This window comes from Brevibacterium sp. FAM 24630, assembly GCF_049804075.1.
In the GTDB taxonomy this organism is placed as follows: domain Bacteria; phylum Actinomycetota; class Actinomycetes; order Actinomycetales; family Brevibacteriaceae; genus Brevibacterium.
The window spans coordinates 39,537-61,308 of record NZ_JBNBZD010000008.1 but is presented as its reverse complement, the minus strand read 5'-3'; the positions used below and the strand labels follow the sequence as shown (position 1 = coordinate 61,308).

General features: G+C 66.2%; 20 protein-coding genes. 11 read left to right on the top strand and 9 right to left on the bottom strand.

Going from position 1 to position 21,772, the window contains the following annotated elements:
• Positions 1-232: 232 nt before the first annotated feature.
• On the top strand, positions 233-2,173 hold the full coding sequence (gene dxs, locus ACPUD7_RS08160; protein ID WP_425119591.1) for a 1-deoxy-D-xylulose-5-phosphate synthase: 1,941 nt from the start codon (positions 233-235) through the stop codon (positions 2,171-2,173).
• A 104-nt stretch (positions 2,174-2,277) separates the two neighbouring features.
• Here dxs and ACPUD7_RS08155 read toward each other — a convergent pair whose 3' ends face one another.
• The gene (locus ACPUD7_RS08155) at positions 2,278-3,429 is read right to left on the bottom strand and encodes a ribonuclease D (RefSeq protein ID WP_240689975.1); all 1,152 of its coding nucleotides are present in this window, start codon (positions 3,427-3,429) and stop codon (positions 2,278-2,280) included.
• Between the two features lie 17 nt (positions 3,430-3,446).
• Positions 3,447-4,061, bottom strand: coding sequence for a DUF3000 domain-containing protein (locus ACPUD7_RS08150; protein ID WP_135541232.1), 615 nt, complete (start codon positions 4,059-4,061; stop codon positions 3,447-3,449).
• Positions 4,062-4,221: 160 nt separating this feature from the next.
• Here ACPUD7_RS08150 and hemE point away from each other — a divergent pair, with 160 nt between their 5' ends.
• The 3 genes from hemE to hemQ are packed head-to-tail and all read left to right on the top strand — an operon-like array spanning position 4,222 to position 7,468.
• On the top strand, positions 4,222-5,268 hold the full coding sequence (hemE, locus tag ACPUD7_RS08145; protein ID WP_425119590.1) for a uroporphyrinogen decarboxylase: 1,047 nt from the start codon (positions 4,222-4,224) through the stop codon (positions 5,266-5,268).
• Between the two features lie 4 nt (positions 5,269-5,272).
• Entirely contained in the window at positions 5,273-6,697 is a 1,425-nt protein-coding gene (gene hemG / locus ACPUD7_RS08140; protein ID WP_425119589.1) for a protoporphyrinogen oxidase, read from the top strand.
• Between the two features lie 60 nt (positions 6,698-6,757).
• Complete coding sequence (gene hemQ / locus ACPUD7_RS08135; RefSeq protein ID WP_135541226.1) at positions 6,758-7,468, top strand: hydrogen peroxide-dependent heme synthase; 711 nt, start codon at positions 6,758-6,760, stop codon at positions 7,466-7,468.
• A gap of 138 nt (positions 7,469-7,606) precedes the next feature.
• Here hemQ and ACPUD7_RS08130 read toward each other — a convergent pair whose 3' ends face one another.
• Positions 7,607-7,861 (bottom strand): hypothetical protein, encoded by a 255-nt coding sequence (locus tag ACPUD7_RS08130; protein WP_425119588.1) that lies wholly within the window; start codon positions 7,859-7,861, stop codon positions 7,607-7,609.
• A 135-nt stretch (positions 7,862-7,996) separates the two neighbouring features.
• Between ACPUD7_RS08130 and ACPUD7_RS08125 the strand changes: the two genes are divergently transcribed.
• Positions 7,997-8,473 (top strand): MarR family winged helix-turn-helix transcriptional regulator, encoded by a 477-nt coding sequence (locus ACPUD7_RS08125; RefSeq protein ID WP_240689973.1) that lies wholly within the window; start codon positions 7,997-7,999, stop codon positions 8,471-8,473.
• Between the two features lie 2 nt (positions 8,474-8,475).
• Here the strand turns inward: ACPUD7_RS08125 and ACPUD7_RS08120 are convergent, their stop codons facing one another.
• Both ACPUD7_RS08120 and msrB read right to left on the bottom strand, forming a co-directional pair.
• Entirely contained in the window at positions 8,476-9,066 is a 591-nt protein-coding gene (locus ACPUD7_RS08120) for a GNAT family N-acetyltransferase (RefSeq protein ID WP_425119587.1), read from the bottom strand.
• Positions 9,059-9,490: a peptide-methionine (R)-S-oxide reductase MsrB gene (gene msrB / locus ACPUD7_RS08115; protein WP_135541345.1), complete on the bottom strand. Its 432-nt coding sequence runs from the start codon at positions 9,488-9,490 to the stop codon at positions 9,059-9,061. Before msrB ends, ACPUD7_RS08120 begins: the two co-directional genes overlap by 8 nt.
• 125 nt (positions 9,491-9,615) lie before the next feature.
• Between msrB and ACPUD7_RS08110 the strand changes: the two genes are divergently transcribed.
• Positions 9,616-10,815 (top strand): alpha/beta hydrolase family protein, encoded by a 1,200-nt coding sequence (locus tag ACPUD7_RS08110; protein ID WP_425119586.1) that lies wholly within the window; start codon positions 9,616-9,618, stop codon positions 10,813-10,815.
• 55 nt (positions 10,816-10,870) lie between these two features.
• On the opposite strand, the gene ACPUD7_RS08105 is transcribed toward ACPUD7_RS08110, so the two are convergent.
• On the bottom strand, positions 10,871-13,564 hold the full coding sequence (locus tag ACPUD7_RS08105; RefSeq protein WP_425119585.1) for a penicillin acylase family protein: 2,694 nt from the start codon (positions 13,562-13,564) through the stop codon (positions 10,871-10,873).
• A 104-nt stretch (positions 13,565-13,668) separates the two neighbouring features.
• Positions 13,669-14,535, bottom strand: a complete 867-nt coding sequence (locus tag ACPUD7_RS08100; RefSeq protein ID WP_425119584.1) for a DUF817 domain-containing protein — start codon at positions 14,533-14,535, stop codon at positions 13,669-13,671.
• A 146-nt stretch (positions 14,536-14,681) separates the two neighbouring features.
• On the opposite strand from ACPUD7_RS08100, the gene ACPUD7_RS08095 reads away from it, so the two are divergent.
• Positions 14,682-15,350 (top strand): NAD(P)-dependent oxidoreductase, encoded by a 669-nt coding sequence (locus ACPUD7_RS08095; protein ID WP_425119582.1) that lies wholly within the window; start codon positions 14,682-14,684, stop codon positions 15,348-15,350.
• Between the two features lie 52 nt (positions 15,351-15,402).
• On the opposite strand, the gene ACPUD7_RS08090 is transcribed toward ACPUD7_RS08095, so the two are convergent.
• Both ACPUD7_RS08090 and ACPUD7_RS08085 read right to left on the bottom strand, forming a co-directional pair.
• Positions 15,403-15,969, bottom strand: a complete 567-nt coding sequence (locus ACPUD7_RS08090) for a hypothetical protein (protein WP_425119581.1) — start codon at positions 15,967-15,969, stop codon at positions 15,403-15,405.
• Between the two features lie 6 nt (positions 15,970-15,975).
• Positions 15,976-16,842 (bottom strand): L,D-transpeptidase family protein, encoded by an 867-nt coding sequence (locus ACPUD7_RS08085; RefSeq protein WP_425119580.1) that lies wholly within the window; start codon positions 16,840-16,842, stop codon positions 15,976-15,978.
• Positions 16,843-16,902: 60 nt separating this feature from the next.
• On the opposite strand from ACPUD7_RS08085, the gene ACPUD7_RS08080 reads away from it, so the two are divergent.
• From ACPUD7_RS08080 to ACPUD7_RS08065, 4 genes are all read left to right on the top strand, one after another.
• Positions 16,903-18,117 carry a DUF6636 domain-containing protein gene (locus ACPUD7_RS08080; RefSeq protein ID WP_425119579.1) on the top strand — a complete coding sequence of 405 codons (1,215 nt, stop codon included), beginning with the start codon at positions 16,903-16,905 and terminating at the stop codon, positions 18,115-18,117.
• A gap of 250 nt (positions 18,118-18,367) precedes the next feature.
• Entirely contained in the window at positions 18,368-20,128 is a 1,761-nt protein-coding gene (gene leuA, locus ACPUD7_RS08075; RefSeq protein ID WP_425119578.1) for a 2-isopropylmalate synthase, read from the top strand.
• Between the two features lie 136 nt (positions 20,129-20,264).
• A complete protein-coding gene (recO, locus tag ACPUD7_RS08070) occupies positions 20,265-20,993 on the top strand; it encodes a DNA repair protein RecO (protein WP_135541205.1) in 729 nt (242 codons plus the stop codon).
• Positions 20,990-21,766 (top strand): isoprenyl transferase, encoded by a 777-nt coding sequence (locus tag ACPUD7_RS08065; RefSeq protein ID WP_425119577.1) that lies wholly within the window; start codon positions 20,990-20,992, stop codon positions 21,764-21,766. Before recO ends, ACPUD7_RS08065 begins: the two co-directional genes overlap by 4 nt.
• Positions 21,767-21,772 lie beyond the last annotated feature (6 nt).

Sequence of the window (21,772 nt, the reverse complement as noted above, 5' to 3'; positions counted from 1 at the left end):
ACCGTCAGCGTCTCAACATCGTGGTGCACCGGGGCGGTGTCCCGCTGAGGGTGAGGGATGCCCTGCCGTCGGCGGGGAGAGCGGGGGCGGGCGGCGGTGCATGATGCATGGCCAGTGGGAGGAGATGGACGCGGCGCGAGGAAGTATCCGCAGTGGGGTGGGGCGCTCCGGGAGGTGCGCGATAGAATGTGGCGATTGGAGTCCGCCCGTCAACGATGATGTGAGAAGTGAGATGACCTTCCTCGAAACGATCCACTCGCCGAGCGATCTGGCCCGGCTCGACGCCGGCGAGTGCGAGGTGCTGACCAAAGAGATCCGCGACTACCTCGTGACCACGGTGGCCGGCACCGGCGGACATCTGGGCCCCAACCTCGGCGTCGTCGAACTCACCATGGGCATCCACCGAGTCTTCGACTCCCCACGGGACACCATCATCTTCGACGTCGGCCACCAGACCTATGTGCACAAACTGCTCACCGGCCGCTGCGAGGAATTCTCCACCCTGCGCCAGCGTGAGGGACTCTCCGGCTACCCGAGCCGGGCAGAGAGCGACCACGACGTCGTCGAAAACTCCCACGCCTCGGCCTCCCTGTCCTGGGCCGACGGCATCGCAAAAGCCCGTCAACTCACCGGTGAGAGGGACCGCCACGTCGTCGCCGTCATCGGCGACGGGGCGCTGACCGGAGGCATGGCCTGGGAAGCGCTCAACACGATCGCCGCCGACACGTCGACCCCGCCGAGGCGGCTGGTCATCATCGTCAACGACAACGGCCGCTCCTACGCCCCGACCGTCGGCGGATTCGCCGCCCACCTCGACGAGCTGCGCACGACCTCCGGCTACGAGAAGCTGCTGAGCTGGGGCAAAGAGACGCTGCGTCAGTCCGGTGCGCCCGGCCGCGCGGCCTACAGTGCGATCCACGGTGTCAAACGCGGACTCAAAGACATGGTCAGCCCGCCGCAGACGGGAATGTTCGACGAACTCGGCATCAAGTATCTGGGCCCTGTCGACGGCCACGATCTGTCCTCGGTCGAAAAGGCCCTGCAGCTGGCCAAACAGTACGACGGCGGCCCCGTCATCGTCCACATGATCACGCAGAAGGGGCACGGCTACGACCCGGCGGTCAACGACGACACGGACCAATTCCACTCCGTCGGCATCATCGACCCGGTCACGGGCAAGGCGACACCGTCGAAGTCGACGTCGTGGACCTCGGTGTTCGGCACCCAGATCTGCGAACTCGCCGAGGAGCGTGACGATATCGTCGCCGTCACCGCGGCCATGCTCACCCCGGTGGGACTGGCGAAATTCGCCGAGGAATTCCCTGACAGGGTCTTCGACGTCGGCATCGCCGAACAGCATGCGGTCGCCTCGGCGGCGGGCCTGTCCTACGGCGGGCTCCACCCGGTCGTATGCATCTACTCGACATTCCTCACCCGTGCCTTCGACCAGATGCTCATGGACGTCGCCCTCCACCGCCAGGGCGTCACCTTCGTCCTCGACCGCGCCGGCATCACCGGTCCCGACGGGGCCAGTCACCACGGCATCTGGGACATCGCCATGCTGCGCATCGTTCCCGGCCTCCGACTCGCCGCACCTCGGGACGCCGCTCGACTGGTCGAAGAGCTGAGCGAAGCGGTCGCCGTCACCGACGGGCCGACGGTCCTGCGCTTCCCGCGCGGCGGCGTCGGAGCCGACATCCCCGCGCTGAGGCGGCTCGGCGATGGCGTCGATGTCCTCCGTGACAGGCCCGCCGGTTCCGAACCGGATGTGCTCATCGTCTCCGTCGGTCCCTTCGCCCTGCTGGCTGAGGACGTCGCCGAGAAGCTGGCCGATCGAGGCATCACCGCCACGATCGTCGACCCCCGTTGGGTGCTGCCCGTGCCCGATTCCGTCATCGACCTCGCGGCACAGCACAGCCTCGTCGTTGTGATCGAAGACGGGGTGAAGATCGGCGGCATCGGTTCGCAGATCAGATCCGACCTGCGCGAGGCGGACTCGCGGATCGGGGTCCTCGAACTCGGGGTGCCCGACGAATTCCTGCCGCAGGGAACGCGCGAAGAGATCCTCGCACACGTGGGACTCGACGCTGACACGATCGTCTCCGACATCGTCGGCGCCCTGCCCGCCGAGGTAGCCGACCGTGCCGATCAGAGTTCCCGCCGCGCGGTGTGACGATTCCACTCAGGCAGCGGACACGGTCGATCGGAGGGCAGCGGTCGCAGTCGTCCTCAGGGAAGCGATCGCAGTTGCTTCCAGGGGAGCAGACGAGGTCGCCCTCAGGGTCGGGGGAGGCCGGCCAGGGTCGTCGAGAGCACCGGAGTGCTCAGCTCGATCTGCCAGGGGCGCGCGCCCGCCTCGGCGAGGAAGTCTGCGACATCGACGACGGGCTGAGCGGCCAGGGACTTCACCAGGGCCGGCTGGAGCAGCACATCGTGGGGGATCGTCAGCTGCTTCGACAGTTCGGCCATCGCCGCCTTCAGTGCCGCGATACGGTCCTTGAGATCGGTATGGCTGAACGGGCTGCGTCGCTGCCGTCCGCCCTCCTGCTTCGGCGGGAGCTCTTCGGCGGTGAGGCGGGAGGCCTTGCGGTAGGCGCGGAAGAGGCGGGCCGCCTCGGCACGGGAGAGTCGGCGCCACTTCGTCATGATGTCATCGCTGGACTTCACTCCGGATTGGGCGAGAGCGACGAGGTCACGGTCGCGCAGCACCTTGCTCGGGGCGATATCGGACTCGAAGGCCATGGCGTCGCGCGCCCGCCAGAGTTCGCGGACCCGGGCGATATCGCGGCGTGAACGCAGTTTCGACAGGCCGTGCGTGCGCCGCCACGGTTCGTCGAAATGCTTCGGTTCGAAGTCGAGCAGGTGCGTGAACTCCTGGCGTGCGTACTCCCAGCGATCGACCTCGAGCAGCGACTGATGGAGGATGTCACGGATCGGCAGGAGCACTTCGACGTCGAGGGCGGCATAGTTCAGCCACGCCTTCGGCAGGGGCCGGGTGGACCAGTCGGCGGCCGAATGCTCTTTGGCCAGACGCACACCCAGAGTGCGTTCGGCGACCGCCGCCAGACCGAATTTCTCCCAGCCGAGGAGCCGTGCGGCCAGCTCGGTGTCGAACAGCGCCGCCGGGCGCATGCCGCGCTCCTGCAGGCAGGGAAGATCCTGAGTCACCGAATGGATGACCCACTCGTCGGAGCCGAACGCGGGATTGAGATCGCTGAGGTCTCCGAGGGTCTCGGAATCGAGGAGGAACGTGCCTGCACCCTCGCGACGCAGCTGGATGAGGAACGCTCGCTGCCCATATCTGATGCCCGAGGCCCGTTCGGCATCGATGGCGATCGGCCCATCGGCGGCAGCCAGGCTGGCGACCGAGGAGGAGAGTCCGTCCGGGGTGTCGACAACGTCGGGGACGCCATTCGCGGGTGTTTCCAAAAGCGGTAGTTCAGATGTCATCGACGGCGCCCGGGCAGGGCAGTGACTCCTTCAGGAAGTGGTGGCAGTCCGGCGACTGTGCTGAGCAGATCGATCCAGGCTTCGAAGTGATTGCCGATCAGATCCGGCTCGTCAATCACGGGTGTCCACGAAGCGCGCAGCTCCAAGTCTATCGTGGCCGGACGATCGGCCAAGGTGCCGAAGCTCTCCGACAGCACCCGGGTCGTCGTCCCGCCGGCGGCGAGCACCTGGCAGTCGTTGGCTTCCAGGGCGTCCTCGAGCCAACTCCACGCCACGTGACCGAGCATCGTCTCATTGCCGAGTTCGTGTTCGAGCTCTGCCCGAATATAGGAGACCACCCGGAAGCGGCCTTCCCATTCCTCGGGTGCGGCCGGGTCGAAGAGGACGACGATGCGGCCGGTGGCGAGTTCGTCGATGGTCTCGCCGCTGGCCCGCAGGAAGGTCTCGTCGGCGCTGACTTCGGCACCGAGCGCATAGGAGTAGGGCGCCAGCCGTGCCGGCGCCGGAATCTCGGAGATCGACACATTGTTCGTGCTGCGTGCCTGACGCAGCACCGAAGTCACGGCCGAGAACTCCGCCGGAATGCGATTGAGAGGTGAGGTGTTGACCACACTTGACACGATAGATCAGCACACCGGGCGGGGGAATCGCCCACGCCGAGGCGCCCCCCGGAGATTCGGCTCGCGCGCACCGCGACGACGGTTAAGACGCGGTGTCTTGAAACCGGAGCGCAGTTGGTCATCGTCTGGCGAAGAATGGGAAGATGGGGTCATGACATCACCCCTGTTGGCCGCCCTGCGTTCGGAGCCGGTGCCGCACACTCCCGTCTGGTTCATGCGGCAGGCCGGCCGCTCTCTGCCCGAGTATCGGAAGCTGCGCGAAGGCACGAAGATGCTCGATGCCTGCCGCGATCCCGAGCTCGTCTCCGAGATCACCCTCCAGCCCGTGCGCCGCCACGGTGTCGATGCGGCCATCTTCTTCTCCGATATCGTCGTCCCCCTGCAGGCCGCAGGCGTCGACGTCGAAATCGTCCCCGGCGTCGGACCGGTCATCGCGCACCCGGTGCGCAGCCGCACCGACATCGACGCCCTGCCCGAACTCGACGTCGCCGACATTCCCGACATCACCGAATCGATCCAGCGGGTGACTGCCGAACTCGGCGAGGCGACCCCGCTCATCGGCTTCGCCGGAGCCCCATTCACGCTCGCCAGCTACCTCATCGAAGGCGGCCCGAGCAAGAACCATGAGAAGACGAAGTCGCTCATGGCCTCCGACCCCGAATCCTTCTCCGCACTGCTGGCGAAGCTCGCCCGCATCTCCACCACTTTCATCGACGTCCAGCTGCAGGCGGGTGCGAAGGCCTTCCAGCTCTTCGACTCCTGGGCCGGCTATCTCAGCCGTGCAGACTACGAAGACCACGTCCTCGAGCACTCCACCTCGGTGTTCTCAGCACTGGCGGCTCACGAGGTTCCCAGCATCCACTTCGGCGTCCAGACCGGTGAGCTGCTGAGCTCGATGTCGCGGGCCGGATCGACGGCCGTCGGCGTCGACTTCCGCGTCGACCTCGCCGATGCCGCCACCCGAGTCCCGTCCGGACGGGCGCTGCAGGGCAACCTCGACCCCGCACTCCTCTTCGCCCCGTGGGAAGCACTCGCTCCGCGAGTCGAGGCCATCGTGAAGAAGGGGCTGGAACTCGACGGCGGATTCGTCTTCAACCTCGGCCACGGAGTGCTGCCGGACACCGACCCCGAGGTGCCCGGTCGCATCGTCGACCTCGTGCACCGAGTCTCGGCAGAGATCCTCGGTCGCCGCAGCTGATCCGATGAAGCACATCACCGTCGTCGGGGGAGGCGTCTCCGGGCTCGTCACCGCCTACCGTCTCTCCGCCGACCACGAAGTCACGCTGCTCGAGGCGGCCGATCGCCTCGGCGGGTGCCTCAGGCCGACCACCCTCGGCGGTGCTGTGCCCATCGGCATCGACTCCGGTGCCGAAGCGAGCCTCAACCGCCGACCCGAGACCAAAGGCCTGGCCCGCGAACTCGGCCTCGACACGGTCTTCCCCTCCACCCGCCACAGCTCCCAGGTGCTCAACCGCGGGCAGCTGCATGCGATTCCGAAGCGCACCATCATGGGGGTGCCCGCCGACGCCGCAGAAGTCGAAGCCCTCATCGGCACCGAGGCGGCCGACCGTTTGGCGGCCGAAACGCTCACTGCGGCGATCGACACCGACGATGTCTCCTTGGGAGACTTCCTGTCCGCGCGCCTCGGCGATGCCGTCGTCGACTCGCTCGTCGATCCGCTCCTCGGCGGGGTCTACGCCGGCCGCTGCCGGGATCTGTCTCTGGCCGAAACGGTGCCCGCGCTCCTGCCCGCCGCGGTCGAGGGCACCTCGGTGCTCGACCTCGTCGCCGAACTCCTCGCCGCCCGCGAGGCGAACGCGAGATCCGGGACTGAGCAGGAACCGGTGTTCATGAGCTTCGAAGGCGGCATCAACCGCCTCATCCCCGCCCTGCGCGAAGCGTTCGAGACCAACGGTGGGACGGTGAGGCTTGGTGCCGGGGTCACACGAATCCGTCGTGGGGCCAGCACGTGGACGGTCTCCGGCGACGGGTTCGAGGTGGAATCCGACGGATTGGTCCTGGCCACACCGGCCCACATCAGTGCCGGGCTGCTCACCGAAACGGCTCCCGACGCTTCAGCGACTCTCGCGAGCATTCCCTACGCTTCGACAGCGCTCGTGGCAGCCTTGGTCGACCTCGACGGAACCGAGCTGGAAGGGTCGGGATTCCTCGTTCCGGCGACCGAGGACACCTTCATCAAGGCCTCGACGTTCGTGTCGAACAAATGGCCGTGGACGGCCGCACACATCCCACGCGGCACCGCGCTGGTGCGAATGAGCATCGGACGCTTCGGCGACGGACCCGAGGTCTGGTCCACGGCGTCGGATGAGGAACTCATCGACCGGGCCTTCGCCGATTGGCAGTCGATCACCTCTCGTTCGAGTGCACGGGTCCTCGCTGCCGAAGTCCAGCGGTGGAACTCCGCGCTGCCCCAGTACCTGCCCGGCCACGCCGCGCGCATCGCCGGCCTCGATGCGCAGATCGCCGAGCTGGACGGCCTCGACCTGGCCGGATCGGCATTCGCAGGAGTGGGGATCCCCGCCTGTATCGCCCGCGCCGAGGCGGTCGCACAGCGCCAGCGGACCCGGCAGGCCGACGGGCCGCGGCCGACGGATCCGAGCCACTGAACTTCACCGACTGACACTGACCCACCGATACAGAACGAACAGATCACAGAAGGAGCAGGAATGAGCGACCACACTCAGCCGACCGATGCCCAGATCGAAGAAGCGAACAGCGAGACGAGGTACATCGCCTATTCCGTCTACGCTTCGGCCGGTGAGCTCGGTGACGCCGACCGCGGCGAACTCGCCGAGGAGCTGCTGACCGGGCTCGAGCCGCTGAAGGAGCAGGGACTCGTCGTCCGCGGCATCTACGACGTCTCCGCCCTGCGCGCCGACGCCGATGTCATGTTCTGGTACCACGCGCCCACCATCGAACTCGTCCAGGCCGCCTACTCGGTGATCCGTCGCAGCCTGCTCGGCGGAGTCCTCGAACCGATCTGGTCGGTCGTGGGCATCCACCGTCCGGCCGAGTTCAACAAGGGCCACCTGCCGGCGCTGCTCGTCGACGAGGTCCCCGGAGACTACATCTGCGTCTACCCGTTCGTGAGGTCCTACGACTGGTACGTACTCGATCCCGCCGAACGGTCGAAGATGCTGCGCGACCACGGCATGGCCGCCGCCTCTTACAAGGACGTCAAGGCGAACACGATCGCGTCCTTCGCCCTCGGCGACTACGAGTGGCTGCTCGCCTTCGAAGCCCCCGAGCTGCACCGCATCGTCGACCTCATGCGCGATCTGCGCAATACCGAAGCTCGGCTGCACGTGCGCGAAGAGATCCCGTTCTACACGGGACCGCGTCGGGAGCTCGTCGACATCATCTCCGACTGGCGGTGACCGACCGCGGTCGGGAGTGGGCCCAGCCGACTTCCGACCGAACCGGGGCGCCACCGACCTCGGCCGGAGGTGACACGCTCAAGGGCCGTCGCAGATGCGGCGGCCCTTGCACGTTCGCAGCGATCAGCGGCTGCCGGGTCAGTCGGCGGTCTTCTTCACCACGTAGGAATGGCCGCTGGCGTCGGTGCGCATCTCCAGGCCCATGGCCTCGAGCTGCTTGTGGCGCAGGGTCTCATCCTCGAAATACCCACCGGGACGCGTGTTGTCGACCTGTGCGGGACCGACGATCTTGCGGAAGAAGTTGTTGAGCCAGCCGACTCCGCGCTGCGATGTGCGGTGACTGCGCGAGTGTCTGTCGGAATCGTCGGGAGAAGCCTGCGAGGCGGACGGCATAAGAGAATCCTATCGACGAGTCACCGCTGCGGCGGGCTGCTGAACAATTTCGACTGTACATCCAGTGTACCCTAATCATTAGTGCACTAATTGAAGGCCGCGCGGACGGTCGCACGGACGGCCGAAGGAGAGACGATGCTCGAGTCCGATGACGCTCAGGGACGAATGGACAATCCCCTGGCATTGGAGAGCCAGATCTGCTTCGCTCTGGCCGTGGCTTCACGCGGAGTGATCGGCGCGTACCGGTCAGTGCTCGAACCGATCCACCTCACGCACCCGCAGTACCTCGTCATGCTTGCGCTGTGGCAGCACGAGAAGCTCACGATGCGTGAGATCGCGGGACTGCTGCGTCTCGAACCGGCCACCGTCTCGCCCCTGGTCAAGAGGCTCGAGGCGCTTGACTATGTGGCGAAGATGCGCAGCGAACATGACGAGCGGATCGTCGAGGTCACACTCACACCCACAGGGCTGCGACTGCGGGAGACGGCACAGACCATTCCCGGAAAGATGATGGACAAGCTCGGCATGGACGTCGACGGAGTGCGTGATCTTCACGCGGTGATGCAGAAGATCATCGCCTCCGTCGACGCCGCCGAGGATGACGCCGGCTGAGTTCAGTCCGCGGGGCGTTCCATCGGAGTGTGTTCGATCCCGTCCTCGAGGAAGCGCGGACCGTTGGGGGCGAACCCGAAAGAACCGTAGAGACCCTCGAGATGCGACTGCGCATTCAGCGTCAGCGGCGAATTCGACCAAGCATCGACGATGTCTGCCAGCAGTCTGCGGCTCCATCCCTGACCACGTGCCTCGGGGAGAGTGACAACCCGACTGATGCTGCGGGCTCCCGGGCGCGCGGCCGGCCCGTCGGGGACATCGGCCGGCAGCAGGCGAGCATAGGCCCATGGAGCCAGGTCACGGCCGAAGGCGGCACCGTGGGTGTCGGCCATCGTCGAGGCCGACCTGGGGTAGAAGATGTGCAGCGTCTCGGGCAGAGTGTCCACTCCGTCGGGGTCGAGGAAGACGCACTCCTGCTCGACGACGAAGGCACGGGACCTCAGCTGCAGGATCCCGTAGAGCTCCTCGGCCTGCAGCTGGGCGAATGTCCTGATGACCGGCTCGACCGCCGCGGTGGTGACAGGCTCTGTCGCCGCGGCACGGACCGGTTCAGCCGCCTCGGCGATCTGTGACTCCGTTGCCGCCTCAGCCATGGGCATCGGCGTTGTTGAGCTTGAGCGAGATCGAGTTGATGCAGTAGCGCTGGTCGGTCGGGGTGTCATACCCCTCACCTTCGAAGACGTGTCCCATATGGGAATCGCAGTTCGCGCATCGGACCTCGATGCGCTCCATGCCCATAGTGGTGTCGCGGATGTAGCGGACCCGGTCCTCGGCCAGCGGTGCGTAGAACGACGGCCACCCGCAGTGGGAGGTGAACTTCGTGTCCGAGGGGAAGAGGTCGGCCCCGCAGGCGCGACACTGATACATTCCTGCCGCGGTCTCGTCGTTGTACTCGCCGGTGAAGGGGCGTTCGGTCGCACCCTGCCTGAGCACCGCGAATTCTTCCGGGGAGAGGACGTCCTGCCAGCGGACCTCCTCGGGCGCGGTTCCCGTATTGCTGTTCGGTGCCTGTGACATCATGACCTCCAGTGATCGTCGACGGCTGCTGTTCGCATGGGCGGAGAGGATCTTCGCCCCTGCTGGGGACAACAGCGTTTGGCTCCTGCTCATTCCTTAGGCAACAATGAAGTCAGGAGGTTTACATGACCCGCGAGACGAAGTTCCCCGCCCGCCTGCTGGTGGCTGCTGTCGGAGTCGGCGCCGGACTGGGCGCGCTGATCTCCGTGGCGTCCTCGGGACTGGCCGCCTACTTCGCCCGCAGGATCGTGGTTCCGGAGAATGCGCCGGAAGAACTCGACATCCTGCACATCGACGGTTTCCCTCCGAATATGCGCATCCATCTGCCCGCCGACGAAGAGACGACGGTGCCCGGCGCCTACGGCCTCTACTTCAACCAGGGCGCGGGCCACGCAGTGATCGGCGACATCGTCGAGTACGATCCGCGTTCTCGCACCGTCTCACGCGAGATCCTCTCCGTGACCCGCGGAGACATCCGCCGCGCGTGGCGCGGACGCTGGACCGGCATCGTCTACCCCGATCCGGTGGCCGCGGGAGTGAACTTCGACGACATCGAGATCCGCTCCGATGCGGGGCGTCTGCCCGCCTGGCTGCTGCCCACCGATCACCCGGAACCGCAGGAGACCTGGGCGATCCTCATCCACGGTCGCGCCAGCACTCGCGCCGAGGGTCTGCGTGCGGCCCCGGTGCTCAACACTCTCGGAGTGCCTGCCATCGCCATGTCCTACCGCAACGACGCCGAGGTGCGGGTGGAGACCACCTCCCGCTACGGCCTCGGCGACACCGAATGGATCGACGTCGACGCGGCCATCGACTGCGCCGTGGCACGCGGGGCGAAGAACGTCGTCCTCTTCGGCTGGTCGATGGGCGGGGCGATCGCTCTGCAGGCGGCTTCGCGCGGACGCAACCGGCGCTACGTCTCGTCCCTCGTCCTCGACGGGCCCGTCGTCGACTGGGTGAACGTGCTCGACGGACAGGCGAAGAAGAACCTGCTGCCGACCCCGATCGCGAAACTCACCCTCGAGATGATCACTCAGCCGTGGGCACGCCCGATCACCGGACTGGAGACCCCGCTCGACCTCGACCGCATGGATTGGGTGACACGGGCGGCCGAACTCGACGTCCCCGTCCTGCTCATCCACTCCGACGATGACGAATTCGTGCCTTCGGGCCCCTCACACGCCCTGGCCTCGGTGCGCCGGGACCTGGTGACGATGCCGACCTACAGCAAGGCCCACCACACGAAGGAATGGAACATCGACCCGGTGCGCTGGGAAGACGATGTCGCGAACTTCCTCGAGGCGAAGATCCTGCCGAAGCCCTGATCGCAGAGAGCGGCCAGCCGAGGACCGGATCCTCAGCAGAGCGTGAGCGTGCGCTTCAGGGCCTGAGCGTGAGCGTGTCTTCGGCCGCCGCAGCGACCGCCTGCTTCGAGTACGGCCAGGGACGGTTGACGTTGGCCGCCCAGTCGTTCGTCTGATCGTCGTAATGCGGGTGGAAGGCGTGCCCCGAAGCACCCGTGAGGTTGATCCAATTCGACGCGTCGAAGTTCGACAGGTCGACGGTCTGACGCATCGACGGGACCCAGTTCGTCTCATAGCCGACCGAAGCATCCCACCCGGTGGCCTGGACGACGCCCGAACCGCCCGAGACCTCATAGGGTCCGCGGTTGAACAGCTTCTCGATCGGGACGATCCCCGATTCGCCGAGGCTGGCGTTGCGGATCGTCAGCCGGTGCAGGATTCCCCACCGCCAGGTCGCGGGTTCGGACCCGAGCAGATCCTCCGTCGTCGACCATGCGGATTTCATCGCCTTGCGCAGTGCTTCGTCCCGACCGTCGACGCCCTTGCCCGACCACCACTGCGAATCGGGATCCTCGAGGAGATTCGACATCACGAGGTACCAGCGTGAACCGCCGCTGGGGGAGACCCCCTTGGGCAGCTTGTCCGCGATGACCTGGTCGAGGAGGATCGTGGAGAGCACATTGAAGTAGGCGGCCCCGGCACTGTTGGCGGCGTCCTTGCCACTCCACTCCTTGAGCATCTTCTGCGCCCGGGCGATGTCCTCATCACCATCGGCGTCGATCTTCAGCACCGCGGGCACGAGCTTCGAGGCGAACGGATTGAGGTCGTCGCCCTGAATGGCGGACATATCGACCGGCCGCAGCTTCCTGCCCTCGTTGACCGCGTCCTTGATGCGCTTGGTGATGCGCCGTGCCCGGTCGCCGTAGTCGACGTCGCGGCCCAGCTCGACGGTCTCACCGGGGGCGGCAACCGGATTGTTCGCGGTCACGATCCAGCCGCGTTCGGGGTTGTACAGGCTCGGCAGGTCCTCGAAGTCGACCCATCCCTGCCAGTCCTCATCGGATTTCCATCCGCGGCGCGGCACGGTCCCATCTGCTGTGCCACGGCGGGGGATCATCCCCGGGGCCTGGTATCCGATATTGCCGGCGACGTCGGCGTAGATGAGATTCTGGGACGGAACATCGAACAGGGAGGCCGCGTGCCGGAACTCCTTCCAGTTCGTCGCCTTGTTGATCGCGAACACCGCCGAGGCGGTCGTGCCCGGACGCAGAGCCGTCCAGTTGAGGGCGAGACCGTAGTGTTCATCGTCGGGACCGGACTTCGGGTTCGTCGCATCGGCACCCGTGGAAGCGTCGAGGGCACGACGATAGGAGCTGTCGAGTTTGGACACGAGCGGTCCGTTGCGGGTGGAGCGGATGGTGATCTCCCGCGGGTCTTCGTTCGCGATCTTCACCGTCTCCTTGCGCACGCGCACCGGCTCATCGCCGTCGTCGTGGACGACTCGTCCGTCACGGATCTTCTCCACCACGAGGTCGGTGACATCGGCGCCGAGGTTCGTCAGTCCCCAGGCGATCGACTGGTTGTGGCCGATGACGACGCCGGGGAGACCGGAGAAGGAGAAGCCGGAGACGTCGAAGGGACAGTCGTCAGTGACCTTCTTGCAGCGCAGACCGACCTGATACCACACCGAGGGCATCGCCGGGGCCAGATGCGGGTCATTGGCCAGCAGCGGGGAACCGGACTTCGTATGCTCTCCGGAGATCACCCAGGAATTCGATCCGATGTCGTCGCTGTTCATGCCCAGCAGCTGCGGCAGCGAGGCGACCGTCGATCTCAGATCGAGGAGGTCGTCGGTCGAGGTCGGGACGTCGGGGACGGTGCCCCCGGCCTGCGCCTCCTCGTCGTCGGTACCTGCCTCGCCCGAACCAACTGATGGCTTTTCGGCGGTCGGGGGAGCCTCACCCCGCCGGGTTCCGTTCTTCGCGGCTTTGTGTCCGGCGACGCCGCCGAGAATCGTCGGACGGGTGGCATACGGGTAGTCGGGGAACAGATCCTCGACCTGCTGCTGATCGAGTGCGGACGTCAGTATGGTGCGGTCGATCTCGTCTTCGAGGTTCGACCGGAGGTCCCAGGCCATGGCCTTGAGCCAGGCGACGCTGTCGGCAGGAGTCCACTTCTCGATCGTGGTCGCTCCCGACTGCAGCCCGAGGACGGTGTACTCGAGGGACACCTGACTGGGGGACTTGTCCTTGAGGTAGGCGTTGACTCCGTCCGCGTAGGCCTCGTAGTAGGCCCGGGTCGTCGGATCGAGTCTCTTCACTTCTTCTTCGGCGACTTCCCGCCAGCCCAGGGTGCGAATGAATGTGTCGGTGCCCAACTGGGAACTGCCGAAGAGTTCGGACAGACGCCCCGAGGTGACATGGCGGCGGAAGTCCATCTCCCAGAAACGGTCCTGAGCGTGGACGAAGCCCTGAGCCGCGAACAGGTCATGGGCGGTCTCGGCTTCGATGGTGGGAACACCCGATTCGTCACGCTGGACGGTGACCGCGGCGTCGAGCCCCGGCAGGGAGATCTCACCGTCGGTGGTGGGGAAGGACCGGCGGACGAGGAAGACACCGATGACGGTCAGCAGCAGCGCGAGGACGAGGATGCCGGCGAGCACACGCACCAGTACACGGGTGCTGACTGACAGATGCGAACCGCCGGATGGGCGGAACACCTTGAGCAATGCGCTCGATTCCTTCTCGTCCTGCGCATCGGGCGCCGCCATGAGTCTCCTTCGGCCGTCCAAGATCCTTCGGTTCACAGTATCAGTGTCGACCGTCCTGACCGGGGGTATCGACGTTTTCGACAGGAGTGTCGGTCGCGGGACGGTCAGCCGTGTGCCTCGGGCGTCTCGGTCTCAGGCGGTTTCGGTTTGTGGACGAAGGTGACGAGGACGACGGAGATCATCATGAGCAGGAACCAGGCGACGAGCTTCGTCAGCGGCACCAGATGCCACCCGTCGTCCTGGCTCGGATACAGCCAGGCCCCGGCCGCGGTGCCGATGTTCTCAGCCAACCAGATGAAGAAGGCGACGAGGACGAAGGCCAGGAGCACCGGCATCGACAGTGTCGTGCGGTGAACGCTGAAATGCATCCGACAGCGGAAGAAGACGACGACGGTGAGAACCACGAGGAGCAGGCGGAGGTCGATGATGAAGTGATGAGTGAAGAAGTTGAGGTAGATGGCGGCGGCGATGACGGCGGTGAGCCACCTCGGCGGGTAATGGGTGAAGCTTAAGTCGAACAGTCGATAGACGCGGACGAGATAGGACCCGACGGCGGCGTACATGAAGCCTGTGAACAGGGGGACGGCGCCGATGTGGAGGAACCCGCCGGGGGCGTAGTTCCACGAGCCGACCGCGGATTTGAAGATCTCCATGCCCGTGCCGACGATGTGGAAGACGATGATGACGACGAGTTCGCGCCCGGTCTCCAGGCGTGCGGCGAGCATGCCGATCTGGATGATGACTGCGAGGATGACGAGGAAGTCGTTGCCGGCCAGTGCCGCGCCCTCGGGATAGAGCCAGGACGTGCCGATGATGGCGATGAGCATGAGTCCGCCGAACAGGCACGCCCACGCCTGTTTGATCCCGAAGGCGAGGAACTCCCGAATGCCGGCGGGTGCGCGAGGGAGCAGCCGGTCGGCGAAGGCGTCGAGGAAGGCTTCGAGGCGGGTGAGTTCGCTGCGTGCGGCCATGGGTCCTTCGGTGGGGAAGAGGATCGGGAAGGGATGCGGTCACGGGTGAGACGTCTACGGCAAGCCTATCGTGACGAGATCGGGACCGATCCGACCGGGAGGCGAGCCGATGGCCCCCGATGTCGGCGGCAACTTAGACTCGCATCATGCATATTCTCCTCTTCGGCGCCTCCGGTCACGTCGGCACGGGACTCGCGAAGCTGCTCAGCTCCGACCACCGCATCACCGGGATCGTGCGCCGGCCTCCCGCAGCCGAGACGAGCTATCAGCCGCTGGTGGTGCCCCGGTGGGTGGACGACGCCGACGAGGTCATCAGCGAGCTCGCCGACGCGAAGACACCACCGGTCGATGCCGTCGTCGCCGCGATCGGCGGGTGGTACATGGACTCACCCGTACTCGACCGCGGTCTCGCGAAGTTCGACACCGACTACGAAGCCTACCTGCGCGGACACTTCACCGCCTGCGCGGTCTCCGAGCGACTGGCGGCAGACCGGGGTACCGGTCGCCTCACTCATCTCGCGTTCAACGGCGTCGCCAGCGTCGAGGCCTTGCCCGGCTCCGGAGGGATCAGCGTATTCGGGGCGGCGCAGAAGATGCTCATCGAGGTCGCCGCCGCCGAATCGACGACGGTGGACTTCCGAGAACTGCGGGTCATGGCACCCATCGGCGGCGACGACCGCAACGACCTCACCGGGGGAGTGGAGACCATCGGACTCGCCGAAGTGGCCGCGGCCGCGGCCGCGATCGTGGACGGTGCCGACCGCTTCGAGGTGAGCACGGAGATCGGCCCGGACCACGGTGGGGAGAACGGATGAGACTCGCCGCGGCAGTGATGTCTTGGGTCGGGCGCGACCGACATGTCTCGAGTCAGGCGCGGCGGTAGCGGAGGAAGACCTGATCGTCCTCGTCACGGACATCGATGAGCCGCAGATCGATCTGTGCCGGCAGACGGGAGAAATGACTGCCCTCGGTGTGGATGTACCGGGGGCTGATGCTCAGCAGCAGCTCAGCGCCCGGGTGGTGTTCGAGCAGGCGGAACGCGAGGTTCGGGCCTGACTCACAGACGATGAGCTCCTCACCAGCCGGAGTGTCCGCGCGCGTGGCCAAGGAGGCGACCACCTCGGCGATGGTGCCCGGGGTGAACTGCTGGGCACGGTAGTCCACACCGATCTCGGCCAACTGCCGGGCCAGAGGGGCCGGATCCGACTCCGTGAGCACGTGCACCGGCGTGTGCTCGAGGGCCTTGCCTGGGGCGTTGATGACCGGCAGCTGGGGATTGAGAGCGGTGCGTCGGTCGATGATGAGCGCCGAGGCGCGCCGACGCAGAGTGATGAAGTTCCGGAAATCCGTGTCGGTCGACACCCCGGTCGACCAGCCGTCCTGCGCGAACGAGCCGTTGATCGATTGGACGAGGGAGATGACGAGGCGAGGCACCGGCTGCTACTTCTTCAGCTCAGTCGCCGGGCCCATGGCGATGCGCGGGTGATCGGCGGGATCGATGGTGCGCAGGATCCACTTGAGATCGGCCTCATCGAGGGTCACACAGCCATTGGTGCCGGAATCATGATCGAGGTGGAGCCAGATTCCGCCGCCCTTGTCCCAGCCCATCGGACGGGTCTTGTCCGTGGGCGGAGTCCCCGGCTTGCGGTTGTAGTCGATGGCGATGATGTAGTCGAACACGGACTTATAGTCCGCACCATAGGCCACCGTCGCCGAGGAGGGCAGACGGCTGTCTCGCGTGTACGGCAGCTTCGTGCCCGGGTCGGCTTTGTACCCGCCCGCGTCGCTGAGGGTGAACACGCCGATGGGACTCGTCTTGTCGCCCTCATGGCGGTCCTTCAGCCAGCCGTTGCTGCCGTTGTGCGTGGTGAACGTCTTGAGCTTCTTCCACTTCTTGCCCTCGAACTCATAGAAACTCAGCGTCGACGTCTCCGAGCGCGCATCGGCCGACGTGGCGACGAGGACCTGGGACGTCTCCTCGGGGATCTGGTCCGCATACTCCTGCGCGAGCCCCGGGAGGGGAACCTCATGGGCGGGACCGTTCGACTCGGTGCTGGCCGCAGCAGAATCCGTGGTCGACCCGGAGGCGTTCGAGGTGCCGCTCGCATCATCACCGGTCGGGGAGACCTGCGAGGGGGCCGCGAAATCGCCGATGCTCGTCTGCTGTGCCGGGGCGGCCAGAGCCGTGGAATCGACGGTCGCATCGGACTCGCCGCCGCCATCGGAATCAGCGCCGCAAGCGGTGAGCAGCAGGGCGAAGGCGAGGATCGCAGACACGCCCGCGCGCCGGTGGACACCATTGGACATGAGGCCATCATCTCATGCCACATGAGAACTCCCGGGTAGTGACTATGCGAAAATGACCTCATGAGCATTCCACCCGTGCCGAACCATCCTCCGCGCCCCGGGCGCCGGAAACCGGCCGAGGAGTCTCCCGAGTCGATCACAACGCAGTTGTTCATCGGCCAGGACGAGTCCGCGGCCGCGGATGGCTCCACCCAAGCACTGACTCCGACCGAACTGCAGAGGCTGCGGTCGATGGTCGAATCCGACGGCACCGACGCCACCGAGGTCCTCAGCCTCGAAGAGCTGCGCCAGCTCGCCGCTGCCGACGGATACGAAACCGGTGGGCTTCCGGCCGCGCCGCGCAAAGCGAACTCCGAGGACATCGCCGCTGCCGAAGCCGCCTCGGCGCCGAAGCAGTGGAACCCGCTGCCGAGCTCCGATGCACCGTCAGGACCCGAGCACGAGACCGAAGCTCACCCGCAGCAGGGTCAGTGGGGACAGGAATTCGGGGCGGCCGGACACGCGGGTGCGGCTGCGCAGCCGACTGCGGCGACGCCTCCCGGCGGACCGGCGCCGTCTTCGAGCGGGGGGCAGCCTGCCCCGGCCGGATACGCTCCCGCCTATGCTGCCGCGCCGGCCGATGCCGCAGGACGCGGCTACGGACCGGGCGGGCCCGGTGGCCAGGGCGGACCTGGGGGCCCGGGCGGATACGGCGGACCCGGTGGACCCGGTGGGCCCTACGGGCAGCGGCCCGAGACGAAGAAGGTCCCCGCCTGGCTGTGGGTGCTCGCCGCGATCGCCCTGGTCCTTGCCCTCGGCATCGTCGGCTATATCGCCTGGGACGCCACCCAAGGGTCGGAAGACACCTCGGCTGCTCCCACGGATCAGCCGTCGATCGGCCAGACCGACGAACCCGAACCCACCGACTCGGGCAGCTCCGAACCCCCCGTGGCCGAGGAATCCTTCACGTCCCCGTCGGGCAACATCGCCTGCACCATCGACTCCGAACGAGCGAGGTGCATGATCAAGGACTACGACTACTCACCTCCGGCGAAACCCGATGACTGCCGACTCGACGACTGGGGCGCCATCGTCGTGGCGAACAATGAAGGGGCAGGATTCTCCTGTGTCGAAGCGCCCGAGTCCGAAGGCGCCGCACGCGTTCTCGGATACGGCGATTCGGTCTCGGCCGAGGGAATGACCTGTACCTCGACCGAAGAGGGCATGGAATGCAAGTCCGACGACTCCGGAGTCGGATTCAACGTTCGCCGCGCCTCGGTCGACTTCCTCAAGTGAGGGAATGCGACCGGGTCGGGGCCGCCTCGGTGGTCTCTTAGCGAGCGGATCCGCGAACACGGCGACCGCCTCGGTGGTCTTAGGATGTGGACAAAGGTGTGACGGACGGCGAGGATCGGATTACGGTGGGCACGTGGCTCACAGGATCCTCCTCCTCCTTCCTTGCCGCGACGAGTCCTGAACATACAGCACACTCGTCGCGGAGTCTTCCTATGCTGGTCAAGCGTTGAGAAACTGAGATAGAGGAATCATGAAACTGCAGAAGCCTTCTCCCATGCCGTTCGGCAAATACAAGTCCTTCCAGGACCGCATCGCCCTCGATATGCGCGATCGCACCTGGCCCGATCAGCTCATCCGCAAGGCCCCCCGCTGGCTGAGCACGGATCTGCGCGACGGCAATCAGGCCCTCATCGACCCGATGACCCCGGACCGCAAACGCAAGATGTTCGACCTCCTCGTCAAGCTCGACTTCAAGGAGATCGAGGTCGGATTCCCCGCCGCCAGCCAGGTCGATTTCGACTTCGTCCGCGAGATCATCGAACAGGACGCGATCCCCGACGATGTCAGGATCTCCGTTCTCACACAGGCTCGTGAGGATCTCATCGAACGCACCGTCGAGTCCCTCGTCGGCGCGAAGATGCCCACCGTCCACCTCTACAACGCGACGGCTCCGGTCTTCCGCAAAGTCGTCTTCGGCTTCGACGGCGACGGCTTCGATCAGACCCGTGACATCGCGCTCCAGGGCACGCAGGCGGTGATGAAGCATGCGGAGTCGCTGCTCGGCGATGCGGACTTCGGCTACCAGTACTCGCCGGAGATCTTCGTCGACACCGAACCCGAATTCGCTCTCGACATCGTCGGCTCCGTGCTCGACGTGTGGCAGCCGGCCGCCGGGCGCGAAACCGTCGTCAACCTGCCCGCCACCGTCGAACGCGGCACCCCGAACACCTACGCCGACCAGATCGAATGGTTCTGCCGCAACATTCCCTACCGCGACGATGTCGCCGTCTCACTGCACCCGCACAACGACCGGGGCACCGGTGTCGCAGCCGCAGAACTGGGCATGATGGCCGGCGCCGACCGCATCGAAGGCTGCCTGTTCGGCAACGGTGAGCGCACCGGCAACCTCGACCTGGTGACCGTCGCGCTCAACCTCTACACCCAGGGCGTGGATCCGGAACTCGACTTCTCCGACATCGACGAGGTCATCCACACCGTCACCGAATGCAACCAGATCGGTGTCCACGAACGCCACCCCTACGGCGGCGACCTCGTGTTCACCTCGTTCTCCGGCTCGCACCAGGATGCGATCAACAAGGCCTTCGCCGATCGGGAGAAGAAGGCGAACGCCCAGGGCACACCCGTCGACCTCATGGAATGGGACATGCCCTACCTGCCGGTCGACCCGAAGGACCTGGGCCGTTCCTACGAGGCGATCATCCGCGTGAACTCGCAGTCCGGCAAGGGCGGCGTGACCTACCTGCTCAAGAGCGAGTACGGTCTTGACCTGCCGCGTCGGATGCAGGTCGAATTCTCCCGCGCCGTGCAGATGCACACCGAGGGCGGGGGCGAGGTCAACGCCGAGGAGATCCGCAAGATCTTCAACTATGAGTACCTGCCCTCCGACGATGAAGACAAGGCTTGGGGCCGCTTCCAGATCGTGGGCCTGCGCACGGACTCGGGCACCGTCGGCGAATCCGGCCCGTCCGAACGCGTCGAGGTCGACCTCATCGTCGACGGTCAGGAACGCACCTACGAAGGTCACGGCAAAGGCCCGATCGATGCGCTCGTGAAGATCCTCGTCGAGAACTTCGACGTCGACATCAGACTCCAGGACTACACCGAGCACGCCATCGGCTCCGGTGCCGACGCCATGGCCGCCGCCTACGTCGAACTCGCCGTCGAGGACCGTGTCGTCTGGGGTGCAGGGCTCCACCCGAACATCACAAAGGCCTCGCTCAAAGCCGTCGTCTCGGCCGTCAACCGCGCCGCTCGGGACCGTCAGGCCTGAAGCGGGTGAGCCCGGGCCTGAGGCTGAGCCTCGGAGGCTGCGGGACTGAGCCTCCGGCGGCCTTCCGGGCCCATCTCACAGCGGTCGCAGAGCGCGGCGGGGAGGAATCCCCGCCGCGCTCTGCGATAATGGGCGGGTGCACAACTATCGTGATGAAGGCATCGTGCTCCAAGGGCACAAGCTCGGCGAAGCCGACCGCATCGTCACCGTGCTCACCCGCAGCCACGGCCTCGTGCGCGCCGTCGCCAAGGGGGTGCGTCGGACGAAATCGCGGTTCGGCTCACGACTCGAACCCTTTATGCTCATCGACGTCCAGTGCCATGTCGGGCGCAGCCTCGACATCGTCACTCAGGTCGAACTCATCGAACCCTTCGCACGGGGAATCGCCACGGACTACGATGTCTATTCGGCCGCCTCGGTGATGGCCGAAACCGCCCGCAGCATCACCGAGGTCGAACCCCAATCGCGCACCCATTTCCTCCTCCTCGTCTCCGCGATCCGCTCCCTGTGCAATCGCGAACACCCGCCGCGGCTGTCATTGGACGCCTACCTGCTGCGCGCGATGTCTGTGGCCGGATGGGCACCCAGCCTGCTCGACTGCGCACAATGCGGTCGGCCCGGACCGCACCGGGCGTTCTCCGCGTCCCTCGGCGGTGCCGTGTGCACGCACTGCCGCCCGTCCGGGGCGGCGCTGCCCGACACCGATGCGCTCGAGCACATGGCCGCGCTGCTCTCCGGTGACTGGGAACGGGCCGAGGCCTCCGACCTGCACGATCAGATCGACGGGTCGAAGCTCGTCTCCGACTGGGTGTCCTGGCACCTCGAGCGCAATATCCGATCACTGAGAGTTCTGGAGAGCACATGAGCTATCCCGCACCACCGGCCCACCCCAGCGGAGCGCGTCCTCCGCGCATCGATGCGAAGTTCGTGCCTGAGCACGTGGCCATCGTCATGGACGGCAACGGTCGGTGGGCGAACCAGCGGGGACTGCCGCGCACGGAAGGGCACAGAGCCGGCGAGGCTTCGCTGCTCGACGTCGTCCACGGAGCCATCGAGATCGGTGTGGAGTATCTGTCCGCGTATGCGTTCTCGACGGAGAACTGGAAGCGCTCACCCGACGAGGTGCGCTTCCTCATGGGCTTCAATCGTGACGTCATCCGTCGCCGTCGCGACGAACTCAACGCCCTCGGAGTGCGGATCGTGTGGTCGGGACGGCGCGGTCGGCTGTGGCGATCGGTCATCGACGAACTCGAGTCCGCCGCCGAGATGACCAAGCACAACACTGGCCTGGTGCTGCAGTTCTGCGTGAACTACGGTGGCCGATCGGAGATCGTCGACGCGATCAATGCGATCACCGCCGAGGTGGCTGCCGGCAAGCTCAAACCGGGGAAGGTCTCGGAGAAGACCATCCGGTCGCGGCTCTACGCGCCCGGAGTGCCCGATGTCGACCTGTTCATGCGCTCCTCGGGGGAGCAGCGGACCTCGAACTTCCTGCTCTGGCAGTCCGCCTACGCCGAGATGGTCTTCCAAGACGTGCTGTGGCCCGATGTCGACCGGCGCACGCTGTGGGCCGCGATCGAAGAGTACGCGCGCCGTGACCGCCGTTTCGGCGGAGCAGTCGACACCCCAACGGCCTAGGCAGCT